Consider the following 18,671-nt stretch of genomic DNA (forward strand, 5'->3'; position numbering starts at 1 on the left):
CATAGGCTGTTAGCCTGTGCCATTTCACCATCTCAAATTCGCTTGACATTTTCCACCGCTTTACGGTATAATACAAGCATGGCACAAGACTACGACAATCTGGGAAAAAGTTTATGGACAGATCACGCCCTCGACCTTTCGAGATTTGTTCTTGGCGAGGAAGATGTTGAAGTCCTTGAGGACCTTGACACCGAGCAACAGACAGTTATTTCTCGACAGACCTATATCGTAAAACGCGTCCGCGTCAACAATCAACAGGCAATCCTACACGTCGAATTGCAACTCCGCGACAGCACTCGCAAACCGAATCTCTGTCTTTGGTGGGATCGTCTATAACGCTGAATTGTTAGACCGACTCATACCGGAGGAACTTATGCAAGAATCTAAAACCTACCAACGCCAAATGGAAAGAGCTGCCAGACAAACTACCATCGAAAATACTCTGGCTTTGCTTAAAAAGCGGTTCCATACAGAGGAGGTGAGTGCCTTAACACCTGCACTCCAGAATATTAATGATTTGGAACGCCTCAAACAATTGTTAGTCGCAGTACCCGATATGCAAAGCCTTGAAGCCTTTGCACAGATGTTACACGAATAGAAGCATGCAATAGGAACTTATGCAAGAATCTAAAACGTACCAACGCCAAATGGAACGAGCTGCCAGACAAACTACCATCGAAAATACTCTGGCTCTGCTTGAACTGCAATTTCACACAGAAGCGGTGCGTGCCTTAACACCTATGCTCCAAAACATTGATGATTTGGAACGGCTTAAGGAACTCCATCTCGCAGCACCTCGGGTGCCGAACATCGAAACTTTCGCGCAAAAACTGATTGACTGACGTATGCCCAATTACCGAAAAAAACTCATCGAGGTTAACATCCCTCTCCAAGCCATCAACGTAGAGTCCGCAAAAGACGCTTCCCTCACACATGGTCACCCATCCACACTCCACCGCTATTGGGCACGCCGTCCTCTCGCTGCATGCCGTGCTGTGATTTTCGCCAGCATGGTGGATGACCCTTCCGAATGCAAAGACGAATTCCCAACCGAACCCGAACAGAACGCCGAACGCACCCGACTCCACAACCTCATGAAGCGACTCGTGGTCTGGCAAAATAGCAAAGACGAAAACCTATTGGCAGAGGCACGCTATGAAATCGCATATTCTGTCGCCCGCAACAACGGAGAAAATCTAACGCTTTTTCGTAAAAAATTTAAAAACGACCCAGATGCAGTCCTAAAATACCTCCGCGACCATTGCCCTCCTGTCTACGATCCATTTTGTGGCGGCGGCTCCATTCCGCTTGAGGCACAACGTTTGGGATTACGCGCCCGCGCCTCCGACCTAAACCCGCTCCCCGTCTTGCTTAACAAAGCAATGATTGAACTGCCCCCAAAGTTCCACAACCAGAAACCTGTCAACCCTGATGCTGATCCCATGGGAATGTTCACCGGCACAGGTAGCAGGAGAACGCGCGTCCCGTGGAAAGGCACTGCTGGTTTAGCAGATGACATCCGCTACTATGGCAAGTGGATGCGTGAGAAAGCGTATGAACGCATCGGGCACCTCTATCCAAAAGCACAATTACCAGATGGCACCTCTGCCACAGTGGTGGCGTGGTTGTGGGCACGCACGGTGCCGTGTGCCAATCCTGCTTGCGGTCTCCAGATGCCCCTGATGAAAACGTTTCAACTATCCAAAAAGAAAGGCAACGAGCATTGGGTTAAACCCGTTGTTGATAGAGAATCAAACACAATTTCATGGGTTGTGCAAACCAATGATGAAGGAGTCCCGAAGGCCGGTATAGTAAACAAAAATGGTACTTCCTGCATCGCTTGTGGCAGTGCAGTCAAATTGCCTTATGTACGTGAACAAGCAAAAGCAGGCAAAATGAAAACAATAATGACAACAGTGGTCGCTGAGGGTAATCGCAGAAAACTGTTCTTGCCACCCACGGATGAGAATATTCAAGTAACACAGTCTGCCGAATCCTCTTGGCGACCGAAGGGTAAACTGCCAAATCAAGCTTTGGGATTCAGGGTCCAGGGGTATGGAATCACACAATGGCATCAACTTTTTAGCGAACGTCAGTTAACTGCCCTGAAGCTCTTTGGCGATGCTCTAGGTGAAACTCATAATCAAATGATGCGGGATGGTGCTTCTTCTGACTATGCCTCTGCAATTTGTATCTACCTGTCTCTTGCTATTGGAAGGTTGGCTGAGAGCGGATGTTCCTTTGCTTGGTGGCAAGATACAGATGAGGTAGTTAGGACCATTTTCACGCGTCAAGTAATTAACATGAGTTGGAGTTTTGCCGAAACAAATCCATTCTCTAAGACAACACAGAATTGGATGGCACAAGTGGAATGGATTGCAAAGGTGATTGAAAACTTGACTACTTCCGCAAACGTGGGAGAGGTGTATCAGGCAGATGCTGCCACATTGCAGGCTACCCATAGACCCGTTATCGTTACGGATCCGCCCTACTACGACAACATTGGCTACGCTGATTTGTCCGATTTCTTCTATGTTTGGCTAAGGCCTGTGCTTCGCGATATATATCCACATTTGTTTGCTGGCATGATGACCCCAAAGGAGGAAGAAATAGTTGCCGCGCCGCGGTTTGAAGATGCCAAGCGACACTTTGAAGAATTGCTGAACAAGACACTACTGCGACTGCGCTCATACTGCTCCAACGAGTTTCCTACTTCCATCTTTTATGCCTATAGACAACAAGAAGAAGATCAGGATGGAAAAACCTCCACTAGATGGGAAACAATGCTCACAGCAATTGTCAATGCAGGTTTTCAAATCGTTGGCACTTGGCCGATGCGCACAGAACAACCCAAAGCACTTAAGACAAATAAAAACGCACTCGCGTCTTCTATTGTTCTCGTCTGCCAACCGCGGTCTGAAAATGCCCCTGCTATAACCCGTAACGAATTCCTACAAGAACTGAAAAAGGAGATGCCACCGGCACTTGATAGCCTCACACGCATTGCCAATATCAGACCTGTTGATCTCACACAAGCCGCCATTGGTCCAGGCATGGAGATCTACTCCCGCTATAGTAAGGTAACACGAATCAATGGTGAAATTGTCCCAATACGTGAGGTGCTTATGCACATCAACACCGAAATCTCGGCATACCATGAAAAGGAGACGGGTGACCTGGATCCCGAGAGTCAGTTCTGTTTGACGTGGTTGAAGCAACACGGCTACACAGAAGGCAATTTCGGAGACGCACAAGTATTAGCAACAGCAAAGGGTGTGGACATCAACACCATGCACAATAAAGTATTGCTCAGAGGCCGTGGTAAGGTTCGGCTCCTGAAACCGGAAGAATACGCAGAGCGTGAAAACAGCGAAGAGATGACAGCATGGGAGGGGTGCCTGCGGATGATGTGGCATCTCTCAGGTGGAGAAAACAGCGGCGGCATCTCGGGATGCACCACCGTTGCCCGTTCCATGAACGACTACGAATCCGCAAAACGTCTGGCACGTCTCCTATACGCCTACTATGAATCCCGCGGCGATGCCGAAAGCGCAGCACACTATAACAACCTCGTAACCCAGTGGCAATACATTTCGCAATCCATGGGATCACCGGAGCAATTAATGTTGTAGCATAATCTGTGAGAATGTAGTATAATTGAATTATGGCAAAATCTGAAAATACAAGGACAGTCTTCAGGAAGGAAAATCTGATCTCCCGTTGGTGAGGTTTCTAACCTCGCCTCTCTGCAATCTACAGGTAATTCCGATGAAAACCATGCTTGCCCTCTCAATACTCTTCTGCACAATCGCGTCCCCCTTACGCGCCGAAACCGCTACGAGCACTCTTGAAACCGATATTGCCGTGATGAAAACGGATATCCGGAATCTAAACGAAAAAATTGACACCTTCGAAAAAAACGTTAACGCACGCTTCGAGAGCCTCGAAAAAAACTTTGACAAACGTTTTGAGAGTCTCGACAGACGCTTCGAAGGTCTCGAAAAAAACTTTGACAGACTCAACAACATCATCATTGCCTGCATCGGTATTCCGTTGGCGATTCTGGCGATAGGCGCGACCGTGTGGGGCATCTTAGCACACAAGCGAAGCAGAAAAGAGGACACTCTCGAAAAACAGATTGAAACGCTCACACAGGAAATCGAAACACTCAAGCAACGGCAGATTGTCAGTCCCTAACGCTGCTCCTTTTGCCCACCCAAGCAAGGGAATAGAGAGACTTCGTAGGGGCGAGGTCTCCTCGCCCGTCTTTCTTGGATTACTTCATCCCATTCAGACAATGGAAAACATCCTATGTCCGACCCTGTTACCCTCTACGTCCTCCAATATCAACTCAAGCGCAACCTCCGTCCCTTCACGCGCGAAGAGATCCAGCAATTACCGACCGGACGCAGCGGGGTATACGTGTTATGGCGGAAAACCGGCACCGAGGGACGAAACGAATGCCTCTACGTCGGAGAATCCACAACCTGCGTGCGGAGGCGGTTGTTGCAGCACCATTCAAACGCACAGAATGACGGACTCCATTCACAACTTCGGATGTTTGGGCGGATTATCCAATTTTCGGTAGAATTCACAGAGGACGCACAAGAAACAGTGGCACTGGAAACTGAACTCATCCGCGAGTGGAAACCGAAAACCAATCTGAAAATGAATCCCGACAAATCCTAACAGGAAGGGTGTGTAAAATAAAATGTTACACTTTCCCACTAAATTATTTTTTTTACATCCGAAAATCAGAAAAAGAAAACCTCTGAACCCTTACAGTTACTGGGTTCTCTACCGATCCCTTCGTCCACCAAATGTTACACCAAGTGTAACATTTTTAAAGGGTTGACCGCTCCTTCAGACAGAAAACATCACACATTCTGTTATACATATTTCAACATATTGATATTTTCACAGTAAACCCCAAATGCCCGCACGCCACCGATACCCGATAAATCCACACTGGGACTGAGTTTCTAAAGGTTAATTCAAATGTCACAATCCTAAATATTATCACGGAAAGTAACATAGGAGGATTTCAATGCGTTTCCGACTTTTTATCTTACTCATATTCATAACAGCGATGCTTTCAGGGTGCGAGCAGGCGCGACACATCGCTACACCCCAACAGGGAACAGCCACAGGCACGTGTACGGACGGAACCCGCGTGTTGAAGGTCGGCTTTTATGCCCATTTCGCACCTGTTAGTTACAGTGCCGAAGAAGACCCTACTTCGCCTGCGTTCAATACACATCTCGGTTATGAAGCCGACCTGTTGACTGCACTTGAAGCGATGGAAGGGGCGGGTTTGATGTTCTCTCGAACGGCTATCACCGAATGGGACGGCATCTGGCTGAAGTCCGCTGAACCCACGTATGATATTATCGGAGGCGGCATTACCATTCTGGAAGCTCGGAGGCAAGATGCCACAGGTATGCCTGTCGTCACCTTTACATCCGGACATATCAAGTTTCGACAAACGCTTTTGGTTCGTGCTGAAGACGCGGAACGTCTCTCCACGCATGTTGCCCTTAACAGTGAAGTTCGCGTTGGGACACTTCCTGGGACAACGGGCGAGGCGCGTTTACTTCAACTTACTGGGTTCGTTGATGCTGACGGTGTCCTTTTATCGGGCACCCGGGTTGAGACTCGTGATAGGACTGTCGTTGCCGATGGCACAGCGGCTTACACGATTACGGCTGCCGGTGCCTCTCCGAACCTGACGGGTAGGCAACATCTCTATCCACCTACGGAAACTCTACCGCAGGTCATCTATCTCGGTGATGTCTTGGGAGAGTCAGAGCTGCTTGAGGCACTCATTACGGGCCGTATTGATGCGATCGCGCGGGGTGAGGTTGGTAGTCAGGAAGCCGCGCACGCCTCACAGGGCGAACTTGTCGTCACCGCCTTTGATGAGCAGATAGAGTATGGCGGATTTACGCTCGCTCTCGAAGATGTCGATCTCGCCGCCTGCATTGATGAAAAACTTGACTATCTGACAGATAACAAAAACATCGGTTATGGAGAATGGTTGCAGGATCCGTCGGTATTCATGAAACGTGCCGAGCAGTGGAATGCCACAGTAGAATAAACGATTTTAGGTCTCGTATAAAAAACTTGACAGCAGACGCAAAATAGATTAATATTATCAAATCACTGTCAGAACCAGTACGAGACTTCAAGTACAGAAACGTACAAATTCGCAGAAGCGTCACGAATTAATCAAAAACCTGCGCGTAATGAAATGGAGCGCAGTCCAGGAGCACATAGTTAGAAAAATGAAAACGTATCGCGTTGCCATATTGGGGTGTCGGAGTCGCGGCACCTCGGCAGCAAAAGCATATCACGCACACCCACGCACCGAAATCGTGGCACTCTGCGACCTCGTCCAAGAACGGTTAGATGCCCTCGGCGACATCGTGAACGTCTCCGCACATTTCACCGATTTAAACGAGATGATCCAGCAGACAGCCCCCGATATTGTCGCAATCCCTACAGCAACAGAGGCACACTATCCGCTCTGTATGCGTGTCCTTGAACACGGCGTGAACATTGAAGTAGAGAAACCGCTCTGCATTGATCTGGTTCAAGCGGATGAAGTATTGGCGAAGGCGAAAGAGAAAAACGCTCGCGTCGCTGTGCATCATCAACGCCGCACGAGTCCCTCAATGCAGGCAGTCGCCAAAGTCTTAGACGCAGGCAAAATCGGCGATCTCCGCTACATCTACGCCTCTGGAAAAGGCTACTACGCCGGTTACGGACTCATGAACATCGGAACACATGTCGTCAACAACATGATGCGCTTCGGTGGGCGTTGCAGAAGCGTTGTGGCACAGGCAACGACAGGCGGACGCGCCATCACACACGACGATGTTCTCCCCTCACCCGCTGGCATGGGAACAGTCGCAGGCGAATACGCCACAGCGACACTCCAATTTGACGGAAACGTCACCGGTACCCTTCTTCAGCACCGATTTCCGAAGGTAGACACCGATGCCTACGTCATGGAACTCTACGGCACTGAAGGCAGACTCTTCTGGTCGGAACTCAAAGGTTCGTGGTGGCTCCCTACACCGCATTTCGTCCCTGACGGCACGCACGACCAATGGGAGGCACTCGCCTCTATCTATCCAGACCATTTTGACCCCGACAAGGGCGCAAATGCTGACGATTACTGTTTCGTTGACGAATATGTGAAGGCATTGGACGAAAACCGAGAACACGAATCCAACGGCGAAGAGGGTCGCCATGTCATCGAGATTCTCATGGCAATCTTTGAGTCGGCTATCTACGGCACACGTGTGGAGTTGCCCCAGAAAAACCGAGAGCACCCCTTACTAAAATGGCGTGCTGAAGCCGGTCTGGGTGAAATACGGGATATGCCTCGTGATTACGGCACCTGGTTATCATTAGAAGACGAACGCCTCTACAAATGAATTCAACACTTTACCGAAGACGTTGGATACACGGAACCCCAAAATCCGCGAAATCTGATAAATCCGCGATAATCCGCGATTCAGACGATGAGGAAAATTATGCCGAATCCTACGACGAATGCTGATAATCTACCACCGATCCCACTCACGGAAGAACAACGTTTCCTCTTTGATACCCGTGGATGGCTCCTATTCCCAGGTGTACTCAGCGAAAATGAGATTAAAGAGATGCGTGAGTTCTGTTATCAACTCAAACAGGAACCCGAATCAATCATTCCTGAACACCATCGCTCTCCCATCGGGGGTCCCCTTGAATCGCTAACCGATCACCCAGTCGTGCACGGGTTTATGAACGAATTCCTCACGTCGGCTTATGCGAACGAGAACTGTTACGGATTCAGATTAGAGGGCACGTTCCTAACGATTCGTCCGAACGGACATGACAACTTCAGTCCACACGGCGGGCGTGGGATGCTCAACTTTCCCGGCAACTCACACACCTATCATCTACACCATGACAGTGCACACAGCGGACTGACGCGTGTCGTCTGGGAGCTCAATCCCGTCGAGGAAGGCGGTGGTGGAACGATGTTCCTCACGGGGAGCCATAAAGGGGCATTCCCCGCACCGAAATCAACAGAAGATCGCAATTCACCGCTGTGGGAAGACTATACCTGTCCGGCTGGCTCCGTGCTTATCTTCACAGAGGCAATCACACATACCGGTGCAAGATGGACCGATGAATCCGTTGATCGGGTCGCGCTGTTCCACTGCTACAACACAGTTGGAAACAAATGGCACAAGTGGGAACCACATCCGAAGCACGTCGAAGAGATGCCGTTCAAACGCCAGACGCTCTTCCGTCCGGTCCACTGTCAGGACAACACGCCAACATTGGCTGCTGTGTAGTCAGTCAGCTGGGGTGAGCAGAGTGAATCTATGGATCTCAATTTAGGCAAGGTAAAGTGGGATTACAAACCTCGCCAACAACAAATGGGTTTTCGGTATAGGTGCAAGTTTTATTTTTGCTTTTTAATCAAAAACGCAGCCTGCAACAACGGCGCAGGCGGACCCACGGGGAGGCACGTCAACATCCAAACCCTCCTCACCGAACCGCAAGGAACAATTAAAATATGAAGATTACTAAAGTTAAATCGTTCGTTTCAGCAGATGGACACTTCTTCGTGAAAGTCGAAACCGATGCGGGTATCTATGGTGTCGGCGAGGGTGGACTCCGCCGTCGCTCGCTCGCCTTAGCCGAAATCATTCGCTCGTTTGAACCCTTTCTCATCGGTGCAGACCCGTTCCGAATCGAACACCTATGGCAAGTGATGTTCCGCGGCGGCTTTTTCCCCGGGGGTGTCGTCCAATCCTCCGCAGTCAGTGCCGTAGACATCGCACTCTGGGACATCAAAGGAAAAGCCTTGAACGTTCCGGTCTATGAACTTTTGGGCGGACGCACGAGAGACAAAGTCGTCTGCTACCCGCATAACGGTGGCGGCTCAATTGATGCAATCATCGAGAGCTGCAGGCACACCTACGAAGCCGGTTGGAAGTTCGTCCGCTGGAGTGTGGTTGACCACTCTGACAGTGGCGGGACGTTTGAACCCAGACGCGCCATCCGAAACACCGTTAAGCAGGTGGAAACCGTGCGTCGGGAATTCGGCGATGATCTCGAAATACTGATCGATGTGCATACCCGTCTCGATCCAGCAGACAGCCTCGATTTCTGTAACAAGGTTGCACAATACAATCCGTTCTTCATTGAGGATCCACTTCGAGCCGAGAACCCCGCGAGTCTGAAACGGCTCCGGCAGCAGACTTCGGTGCCACTTGCCATTGGTGAGCAATTCGACAGCAAATGGACATTCCGAGAAGTCATTGAAGAAGACCTCATGGACTACTGCCGTGTCGATCTCTGCATCGCCGGTGGGTTAACAGAGGCGCGTAAAATCGCGGGATGGTGCGAAACGCACTACATCTATATAGCACCCCACAACCCGTTGGGACCCGTATCCGCTGCAGCAGGTCTGCATCTCTGTTTGTCTTCGTCACTCGTCGGTGTGCAGGAACTCCCACGTGCCCCGATGTCCTCGCTAACCGACGTATTCCCGGTGCAAGTGCCGTGGGAATCAGGGTATCTCCTACCGCCTGAACGTCCGGGACTCGGTATCGAATTCAACGAAGACGCACTTACCAACGTCTCAACACAAGAGTATGGACCGCCTCACGGCTACCAACGCGATGACGGTGCCTACACGAATTGGTAATATCAACTCTGGTAGGTGCGGTTTCCAACCGCACCACACCCCACATCGAAGGAGAAACATTGAATGACAACCGCTGAAATTAAAGAGATGGCGACGGAATATATCATCAATACCTACGGTGACAGAAGCCTTGCATTCGTCAAAGGCGAGGGTCCCTACCTCTGGGATGCCGATGGCAAAAAATACCTCGACTTCCTCGGCGGACTCGCCGTCAACGGGTTAGGACACTGCCACCCGAAGGTCGTTGCCGCCATTCGTGAACAGGCAGGCAACCTGCTGCACACATCCAATCTCTACTATATTCAACCGCAGGCAGAACTCGCGAAACTACTGATCGATAACTCCGACATGGACCAGTGCTTCTTCTGCAACAGCGGTGCCGAAGCGAACGAAGCGGCAATTAAATTGGCGCGGAAATACGCCAAAGACAGCGGTAGAACAGATGCCTACGAAATCATCACAATGGAGAATTCGTTCCACGGACGGACGATGGCGACGATTACCGCTACGGCACAAACGAAATATCACGTCGGATTTGAGCCGATGCTGGAAGGCTTCAAATACGTCCCTTTCGATGACCTTGAAGCCACCGAAGCCGCCATCAGTGAGAAGACATGCGCCATTTTAGTCGAACCGATCCAGTCGGAAGGTGGCGTAAACATCCCCAGTGATGGGTATCTCCACGGGTTACGAGAACTCTGTGATAAACATAACCTGCTACTCATGTTCGACGAAGTTCAGACAGCGATGGGGAGATTAGGCACCTTTTTCGGATACCAAAGCTACGGCGTTGTGCCAGATGTAATTACGATGGCAAAGGCGCTCGGTAGCGGTGTCCCGATCGGTGCGATGTTGGCGAAACGACACATAGCAGAGAGTTTCGTCCCCGGCACCCACGCCGCGACATTCGGCGGAAATCCGTTAGTCACGGCGGCAGCAGCCACAACCGTCAGAACCATTCTGGAAGAGAACCTCGCCGTAAACGCCGTTAAAATGGGGAATTACCTTGCCGGTGGACTGATGGAACTAAAGGATCAGTACCCGATCAAAGAAGTCCGCGGGAAAGGCTTGCTCCGCGGCTTAGTGATGGACGTCGATGCGACACCGATCGCTGCACAGTGTATTGAAAACGGACTGGTCACCATCTGCACCAACGATTATGTCCTTCGGTTCTTACCACCGCTCAATGTCAATGCCGGTCACGTTGAGGAAGCCGTCAACATCGTCGAAAAATCGATGTCTGAAGTTCTCTAAGATGTTACACATCGCAAAGCGCAACACCGCTGCATGGACAAAAATCTATGTGTTCTGTCTTCTCCTTGCTGTCGTAGGATGCACAGGGAGCACGCCCACAATTGAATTGTCACCTGCGACCCGCACGGAATTGGACGCTATTCTCAACACACTGCAAGCGAGATACGATCTGACCGGTTCTTTAAAGATCACCCGAATGATGGTGAGGATCAAGGAAGGCGAACGGAGTGAAGAGCTCCGAGAATTGTTGTGGTATAAAAAATCGGAGAACGGCGGAGAATTGCTCCAGATTCAAGCCTTGGGACCCTACAATGAGCCACGCGGCATCGCAATTGCCAATCAAGACAAGAATGAGTTTCTACTTGCCCTACTGAACGAACAGAAAGCATACGTCGGACCGTTATCCGATGGGGTTTTGCGAGAAATTTTCGGCGTGGATTTACGTGTGTCAGATGTGTTAAGTGCCATCTTCGCCAATCCGTTTCTTGACGGACGCATCACTAATTTCATATCCGTTGAAAGCTCAGGGGCAAAATTCATCATTAAGCGTCCGAGTCTTCAAACTGGATACGTGGAGACTATCACGCTCTTTATTCGTGAGGGTGAACCCCGAGTTACAGAATGGCATATCCACGATGAAAATGGCACGCTTGAACAACGTGCCACTTTCGCTGACTACCGTGAGGTGAGCGGTATCCTCCGACCCCACAAGGTGGAAATCGAACGTCCACTCGAGCAAACACGGGTCGCCGTGACAATCGCCAAAGTTGAACTGAATGTCGAGATTAAAGACAGCAAGTTTGACTCCGAACCCTTCTTGGGCGAGGACATCGAAATTATCCCGCTGTCAGAATTACGGGAGTAGTGGGCAAAAATCGTGCAAGAGATAAGGGTCGGCGCGCATGCGAAAATTAACCTCTATCTGGATGTCGTAGGCAAACGCGAAGATGGGTATCATAACCTCGAAACGATCTTCCATTCAATCGAGTTGCACGATGACGTTATCCTCCGCAAACAGAGGGCAAAAGGCATAACAGTTTACTGTGAACACCCAGGGGTCCCGCGTGATTCACGTAATTTGGCATATCGTGCCGCGAATCTCCTCAGTGATTCGGTAGGCGGTGTTGACGGGATTGGGATTGAGATCCATAAGCGGATTCCGGTTGCGGCTGGACTCGCAGGCGGAAGTGCAAACGCCGCTGCTGTCCTCCACGGTGTAAACGAACTCTTTGCACTCGGTCTTACACAGGAAAACCTCATGCAGTTGGGGGCACAGTTGGGGGCAGATGTCCCGTTCTGCCTGCATGGCGGTGCCGCGTTGGGACTCGGCATTGGCGATCAGTTAACACGCCTTCCCGCGCTCTCGGATGTCCCGCTCCTCCTTCTAAATCCCGGCATCGAAATTTCGACAGCGACTGTATTTAAGAAATTGAACTTTTCCTTGACAACACGAGAAAAAAGAGGTATAATTATAAAGGCTTGTTTGGAGAAGGGCGACCTCGCCGGTATCGGGCGTAACCTATACAACCTACTTGAGGTTCCGGTTTTTTCCGAGTATCCCGAAATCGCCGTGCTAAAAACTGAGTTATCTACGCAGACTGAGGTTTGTGGCGCGCTGATGTCGGGGAGCGGTGCTACGGTATTTGCGGTGATGCAAAACGGTGGCGCAGCGCGTCGGTGTGCGTCATACTTCAAAGACAAGGTAAGTTTTTGTACAACCACGGTAACCAGTCCCGTCGGTGTATCTGTATATGAATGATTAAAGGGCGGTGGCCAAGCGGTAAGGCACAGGTCTTTGGAACCTGCATGCGTAGGTTCGAATCCTACCCGCCCTGTCTCTTTTCTGACACGGTTACTGAATCTATGAAGGCAAAAGTTTTTTTAATGATTAGGTTAAGGTATAATTAAAAAATGCAACAAGCGAAATTAGAAGCACAACAACGCAACACCTTTGGAAAACAGAGTGCCCGGGACCTTCGGAAAGAGGGTGGGGTCCCTGCTGTGCTATACGGTCGCGCACAGGACACGTTGGCGATCCAAGTCAACGCGCGAACTTTCAAACAATTCCTACGAACCTACGGTGAAAACGTCATCATCAATATGGAAATTGGTGCAGGCGCCCCTGAAACGGTCATTATCAAAGAAATTCAGCGTCATCCGGTAGATAAACAGACCTTACTCCATGCGGATTTCATCAGGATCTCTCTGGATGAACCCGTGACATCAGCCGTCCCAGTGATTCTCGTAGGCAACCCACCCGGTGTTCAACAGGGTGGCGTCCTTGAATCCCCGCTCCGCGAAGTGAGCCTTCATTGCCTACCGATGCAAATACCGAACGAGATTACGATTGATGTCGGTCATTTGGAAATCGGGGACTCCGTCCATGTGAGTGATTTAACCTTGGACGAGGAAATTGACATCTTAGATGAACCTGAACGGATTCTTGCAATGGTGAGCCAACCGCGCATCCACCTTGAGGATGAATTAGCAGAGGATGAAGAGGGCGAAGGAGCAGAGGAAGACGCCGCTGAAGAACCTACGGAACCAGAAGTTATTTCCCGTAGGCGCGATGATGACGATGAATAACGTTGTCTACACGCAAAAACCACACCACCCAATGAAATCCAAAGCGCGCAGCTTGGAACGCGCAGGGGCGAGGTTACCTCGCCCGCACAGAAAGCGGATATACGGAAAGGAACGTGAAACCTCTAAGTTTACCTAACCGAACCGCAAGGAACATTAGAAAAACGGTTTGCGCGCTTTTTTTCAGTGTCCTCGCGTGGATTATCGCACTCAACTGTATTGCCCAAGAACCTTCCGTTCGCTTCATTGATGTTAATGGAGCAACCATCGCCGAGGTGACTGCCCAACTCCAAGCAGAGCAGATTTACCTCCCCGTTGATGCCGTCAGACAGGTTTTCGATCCCGATATGGCGGATCAATACAATCATCCGCGAAAACGACTTACCCTGAAAATCCAAGACAAGCAAATTCGTTTACAAATCGGGAACCCTATCGTCGGTATCGATCCCGGCGGGATGACCCGCAACCTTCCAACGCCACCGATAATCATCGCGCAACAGCCGATGTTGCCCATCGCCTTTTTTACGCAACTCTTACCAGATTTCTATAATCTCGAAGCCCTCTATAACCCCAACTTGAAAAGGGTCCAGCTGAGACCCAAGGGAACATGGACACCAACACGAACAGATAATTCCGTGAACTGGACAATTATCATCGACCCAGGACACGGCGGTGCAGATGACCGCGGATGCGAAAGTAGCACAGGACTCCTTGAGAAAGATATCGTCCTTGCACTCGCAAAACAACTCTCCTCAATCAGCAAAGCGCAAGGCATACAGGTCTATCTCACACGCCAAACAGATACGAAAAAGACGCACTTTGAACGCATTCAGGTGGCAAAACGGAACCAAGGACAACTTTTTCTCAGTCTACACTGTAATGCCTCTTTTTCACCACATGAAAAAGGAATTAAGATTTACCTCAACAATCTCAAAGGGTATTTTCGATTTCCAAGCAGTAGAGGCGGGGTTGCCCCGCCCTTACAAACAGGACAACGGTTAAAAATCCTGGCGCAAGCCGATTTTCTAAAGCAGAGCCAAGACTTCGCACACGCGTTGCAAACGGAATTGAATTTTCTAACGGAAACGCCCGTGGAAATTATCGAACTCCCACTGGTAGCGTTATCCGAAACCTATATGCCAGCGGTTCTTTTGGAACTCGGCTATCTCTCCAACGTGGAAGATTTAGAGAAACTCTCTAATGTTGAATATATCACAGGCGTTGCCGAAGCAATTGTCCGCGCTTTCCAACGATACATTTCTTCTATCAGTCCGTCTCCAACAGCATTAGAACAAGCACAGTAACACATCAATCGGTTCAGGACTGACCTGGACTCGCAGCTGACAGCCGATAACTATTAGAACAAAAAACGCAGCCCGTAACGAAGTGGAGGGGTTTTTGCTTGGGTGTTTCTTCAACTCGAACACAAAACGCTTATAGTCTCAAACACCGAAACTTATCCGCAAGGAAAATTAAAAAAGTGAAACATAACAGGAGTGCAGGGTTTTCAAGACTTTTAGTGATATGGGGCATAACCTTGGTCCTTATCGCAGTGGGTCTCGGTATGACGCTATTTCTAATTGAACGCTCAAAGCAATCGGCGATTCCGATAGCCCCACCCCCATTGCCTATCGCTGCGAATCCGTCAGACATACCCCCACCGCCACAAGAGGTCAACCTATTTCTCCTTGATCCCACTGCCCTGACGCTTGTCCCAGTTAAAATCGAACGCAGGCTCCATGCCGAACTCACCAAACGCCTAAGCCAGATAGTTGTAGCCCTCATTCAGGAAACACCTCCTAACTTTAGGAACACGATCCCGCGCGGAACCCTCCTGAACGAAACTTACATCGATAGCCAACAAACCGCATACTTGGATTTTTCAAACCATCTTACCGATGGGCATATCGGTGGGACAACAGCCGAACTTTTGACCGTCACAGCAATTCTTAAAACTGTTTTCGACGCATTTCCTGAAGAAATTAAACAGGTGCAGATTTTAATTGATGGCGAGGAAGTGAAAACCCTCGCGGGACACCTCAACCTTTCACAACCTTTACATCTGTTTTAATAGTTATCAGTGCGAAACTCTGTTCCACAGAGTTTCTTTCAGTCGTCGGTCATCAGTTAAAGAGGGTTTCGTTTAACAAAGGTTTCCTCTTGTAACTGATAACTGATAACTACTTCCTCTGACGACTGAAAATTATTAAAAAATATGGACACGAAAGTAAAACTTATTGTTGGACTCGGCAATCCGGGGAGACGCTACGAGCAGACCAAACATAACGTCGGTTTTCGCGTGATGGACACCCTACAGACACGGCTCTCCGCTGGAAAGCTGCCACGGAATTTAATTTGCAAATCACTCGTTATGCAGGCGACATGGCACGATCTCCCTATTATCCTTGCCAAACCGATGACATATATGAACAACAGTGGCATCGCTGTCGCGGCACTCATCAGACAGTTCGAGATTCCTCTCTCGGAATTGTGCATCATCTATGATGATATTCACTTAGACCTCGGTGTGCTTCGGATGCGGCAGAAAGGGAGTGATGGCGGACAAAAGGGAATGAAGTCTATTATTCAGCATTTGGGCACTACCGCATTTCCGCGTTTACGCATTGGCATCGGCGAACCCATCGGTAACTTAACCGATTATGTCCTTACAGATTTTACAGAAGACGAAGAGATTGAAATAGCGCATACCATCGACCGCGCCGTTGGTGCTCTTGAAACCTTCGTCAAAGATGATATTCTTACAGCAATGAACCAATTCAACGCTTCTAATTATTGAATCTGGGCATCGTTCCACTTCGTTTCACGATGGTTTTCAGTTCATTTCAACCGGAATAGGGATATGAACGATTTTAGGGGTGTAGAGCAAGCCACCCTGACACCTGATACCTCTTCTCTGGAACTTTCAAACCAAACAGGACACTGATGACAAACCAAAAATCTTCTTTGCTGACGGACACTGAAAGTCCGAAAACCAAAGTACAAATTGCCATTGACGCTGTCATAAAAGCCATGCAACTCTGTGAGCAGGTGCAAGCTGAGATGGTATCAACAGATGCAATCCAAAAGACAGACCGAAGTCCCGTAACCGTCGCCGACTTCGGATCACAGGCACTGATATGTAAGGCAATCGGCGACGCTTTTCCCAAAGACGTTATCGTCGCTGAGGAAAGCGCGCAGGCACTGAAAGAGAACGCTCCACTTTTAGAACGTGTCACAGCTTACGTGAACGGATTTTACAAAGATGCCCCGCCCTCGGCAGAGACCGTCTGTGAATGGATTGATCGAGGAAGTGGTGAAGTAGGACCGAACTTCTGGACACTTGACCCAATTGACGGCACGAAGGGCTTTCTGCGCCGGGATCAATACGCGATCGCCTTGGCTTATATCGTCGATGGCACAGTTCAACTCGGGGTTTTAGGCTGCCCAAACCTGCCATACCGGTTGGCAGAGACACACCCTCACGATGATCGGGATCGTGTGCCCTCCGAGAACGATGGAGACGCGGAACCGGGCGGTCTCTTTGTCGCCATCCGCGGTGAAGGCACGCGTCTCTACACGAAAGCGGGGGACTTCATAGAGCACGTACACGTATCGGGAACGACTCAGCGCTTTGCAGAGAGCGTCGAGTCCACGCACGGGGACAGTGATGCGCACAGTCGCATTGCGAATGCCCTCGGGATTACAGAATCGCCTGTCCGCATGGACAGCCAAGCGAAGTACGGGATCGTTTCCCGTGGTGAAGCGTCGCTCTATATCCGTCTTCCGAACCCGGCTTATCCGGATTACCGTGAATGCATCTGGGACCACGCTGCCGGACTGATCGTCGTCGAAGAAGCAGGAGGGACGGTAACAGACGCGAACGGGAGTCCCCTCAACTTTTTGACAGGAAAACGGATGCATGAGAATCGAGGTATCATCGCAACCAACGGAAAACTCCATCAACACGTTTTAAAGGCGTTAACACGGAAAGACACGTCAAACTCGAAACCGACTTGACCGAACCGCAAGGAAGAATTAAAAGCCGAACCGCAAGGAAAATTAAAAATATGAAAGCTGGGCAAATCGTTGCACCACGTCAGATCGAAATTGTTGACATAGAACAACCGAACCTCGCCGATTACCCCGATGGCACAGTGATGATAAAAACTGTCCATAGTGCCATTTGTGGGACTGACATGCCGTCGTTCGTCCTCGAACATCCAGCGGACAGTTATCCACTTGGACCGGGACTGTCAATTCACGAGGCAATCGGCATTGTTACAGAAAGCACATCCGATAAATTCAAGGCAGGAGACGAGGTCCTCGCGCTGCCACGCTACATCGGTGGACTTTCAGAGTATTTCCTATCGGATGAAAGTGTTACGTTGCCGTTGACGGATTTCCCGCGAAAGGACTGCATCCTCATGTCCCAACCGCTCGGCACAGTTGTTTGGGCATGTCGAAAACTGCCGAACCTACTGAATCTCGACACCGTCGTTATCGGACAGGGACCGATGGGGCTCCTCTTTACACATATATTGAGCAATCTTGGCGCGAAGACAGTGATTACGACAGATCTGGTCGATTTTCGACTCTCGGTTTCCAAGAAGATGCACGCCACACACACGATTAACGCTGCTGAGGAGGATCCGGTCGCTGTCGTTGAGGAAATCACGGAAGGCAGGATGGCGGATCTGGTCATTGAGGTTGTTGGACACCAAACGGAAACCATTAACGAGTGTCTTTCACTTCTGAAGCGCGACGGGACACTTCTCGCCTTCGGGGTCCCGGACGACCAAATTTACGATTTCCATTTCGCAGATTTCTTCCGGAAAAATATTAGATTCATCGGTTCCGTCGGACCGGATGCACCGAACGACTTTCCACTGGCGATGGACATGATTGCCCAAGGACGTTTAGATGTGTCCCCAATTATTACGCATCATCTGCCCTTTACGGAAGCACAACTCGGATTTGAGATGGCACTGAATAGGAAGCATGAGGCAATTAAGATAGTTTTTGACTATGAATAGGGGTCAGTCAGTTCCGTAGGTTGGGTAGAGCGATAAAGCCCAAGATCTGTGGACTTATACCCAAAGGTGTTATATCAGGGATTTAACCC

General features: G+C 49.8%; 19 protein-coding genes and 1 tRNA gene. All 20 read left to right on the forward strand.

Translation table 11 applies throughout. From position 1 onward, the window contains the following. Positions 1–78: 78 nt before the first annotated feature. The 20 genes from F4X88_08265 to F4X88_08360 all read left to right on the forward strand — a co-directional run bounded on the left by F4X88_08265 (position 79) and on the right by F4X88_08360 (position 18,582). Complete coding sequence (locus F4X88_08265; GenBank protein MYA56273.1) at positions 79–336, forward strand: hypothetical protein; 258 nt, start codon at positions 79–81, stop codon at positions 334–336. A 37-nt stretch (positions 337–373) separates the two neighbouring features. Beyond that, entirely contained in the window at positions 374–598 is a 225-nt protein-coding gene (locus F4X88_08270) for a hypothetical protein (protein MYA56274.1), read from the forward strand. A gap of 19 nt (positions 599–617) precedes the next feature. Then, complete coding sequence (locus F4X88_08275) at positions 618–842, forward strand: hypothetical protein (protein MYA56275.1); 225 nt, start codon at positions 618–620, stop codon at positions 840–842. Positions 843–845: 3 nt separating this feature from the next. Next, positions 846–3,632 carry a DUF1156 domain-containing protein gene (locus F4X88_08280; protein MYA56276.1) on the forward strand — a complete coding sequence of 929 codons (2,787 nt, stop codon included), beginning with the start codon at positions 846–848 and terminating at the stop codon, positions 3,630–3,632. 136 nt (positions 3,633–3,768) lie between these two features. Beyond that, positions 3,769–4,197, forward strand: coding sequence for a hypothetical protein (locus tag F4X88_08285; protein ID MYA56277.1), 429 nt, complete (start codon positions 3,769–3,771; stop codon positions 4,195–4,197). A gap of 114 nt (positions 4,198–4,311) precedes the next feature. Beyond that, entirely contained in the window at positions 4,312–4,689 is a 378-nt protein-coding gene (locus F4X88_08290) for a GIY-YIG nuclease family protein (GenBank protein ID MYA56278.1), read from the forward strand. Positions 4,690–5,047: 358 nt separating this feature from the next. Beyond that, complete coding sequence (locus tag F4X88_08295) at positions 5,048–6,097, forward strand: transporter substrate-binding domain-containing protein (GenBank protein ID MYA56279.1); 1,050 nt, start codon at positions 5,048–5,050, stop codon at positions 6,095–6,097. 148 nt (positions 6,098–6,245) lie between these two features. Next, positions 6,246–7,442 (forward strand): Gfo/Idh/MocA family oxidoreductase, encoded by a 1,197-nt coding sequence (locus F4X88_08300; protein ID MYA56280.1) that lies wholly within the window; start codon positions 6,246–6,248, stop codon positions 7,440–7,442. A gap of 99 nt (positions 7,443–7,541) precedes the next feature. Then, positions 7,542–8,351: a hypothetical protein gene (locus F4X88_08305; GenBank protein ID MYA56281.1), complete on the forward strand. Its 810-nt coding sequence runs from the start codon at positions 7,542–7,544 to the stop codon at positions 8,349–8,351. A gap of 224 nt (positions 8,352–8,575) precedes the next feature. Beyond that, positions 8,576–9,712 (forward strand): mandelate racemase/muconate lactonizing enzyme family protein, encoded by a 1,137-nt coding sequence (locus F4X88_08310; protein MYA56282.1) that lies wholly within the window; start codon positions 8,576–8,578, stop codon positions 9,710–9,712. 63 nt (positions 9,713–9,775) lie between these two features. Then, complete coding sequence (locus F4X88_08315; GenBank protein ID MYA56283.1) at positions 9,776–10,966, forward strand: aspartate aminotransferase family protein; 1,191 nt, start codon at positions 9,776–9,778, stop codon at positions 10,964–10,966. 1 nt (position 10,967) lies between these two features. Next, complete coding sequence (locus F4X88_08320) at positions 10,968–11,831, forward strand: outer membrane lipoprotein-sorting protein (protein ID MYA56284.1); 864 nt, start codon at positions 10,968–10,970, stop codon at positions 11,829–11,831. A gap of 9 nt (positions 11,832–11,840) precedes the next feature. After that, positions 11,841–12,725, forward strand: a complete 885-nt coding sequence (locus tag F4X88_08325; GenBank protein ID MYA56285.1) for a 4-(cytidine 5'-diphospho)-2-C-methyl-D-erythritol kinase — start codon at positions 11,841–11,843, stop codon at positions 12,723–12,725. A gap of 4 nt (positions 12,726–12,729) precedes the next feature. After that, positions 12,730–12,801 (forward strand) — tRNA-Gln (locus tag F4X88_08330). Positions 12,802–12,877: 76 nt separating this feature from the next. Beyond that, positions 12,878–13,552, forward strand: coding sequence for a 50S ribosomal protein L25 (locus F4X88_08335; GenBank protein MYA56286.1), 675 nt, complete (start codon positions 12,878–12,880; stop codon positions 13,550–13,552). 113 nt (positions 13,553–13,665) lie between these two features. Beyond that, positions 13,666–14,853: a hypothetical protein gene (locus F4X88_08340; GenBank protein MYA56287.1), complete on the forward strand. Its 1,188-nt coding sequence runs from the start codon at positions 13,666–13,668 to the stop codon at positions 14,851–14,853. Between the two features lie 176 nt (positions 14,854–15,029). Further along, positions 15,030–15,620, forward strand: a complete 591-nt coding sequence (locus tag F4X88_08345; protein ID MYA56288.1) for a GerMN domain-containing protein — start codon at positions 15,030–15,032, stop codon at positions 15,618–15,620. Positions 15,621–15,764: 144 nt separating this feature from the next. Beyond that, positions 15,765–16,346: an aminoacyl-tRNA hydrolase gene (locus F4X88_08350; GenBank protein MYA56289.1), complete on the forward strand. Its 582-nt coding sequence runs from the start codon at positions 15,765–15,767 to the stop codon at positions 16,344–16,346. A 146-nt stretch (positions 16,347–16,492) separates the two neighbouring features. Next, positions 16,493–17,566: a 3'(2'),5'-bisphosphate nucleotidase gene (locus F4X88_08355; GenBank protein MYA56290.1), complete on the forward strand. Its 1,074-nt coding sequence runs from the start codon at positions 16,493–16,495 to the stop codon at positions 17,564–17,566. 50 nt (positions 17,567–17,616) lie between these two features. Further along, the gene (locus tag F4X88_08360; GenBank protein MYA56291.1) at positions 17,617–18,582 is read left to right on the forward strand and encodes a zinc-binding dehydrogenase; all 966 of its coding nucleotides are present in this window, start codon (positions 17,617–17,619) and stop codon (positions 18,580–18,582) included. Positions 18,583–18,671: the final 89 nt, after the last annotated feature.

This window comes from Candidatus Poribacteria bacterium, assembly GCA_009839745.1.
Classification (GTDB): Bacteria; Poribacteria; WGA-4E; order WGA-4E; family WGA-3G; genus WGA-3G.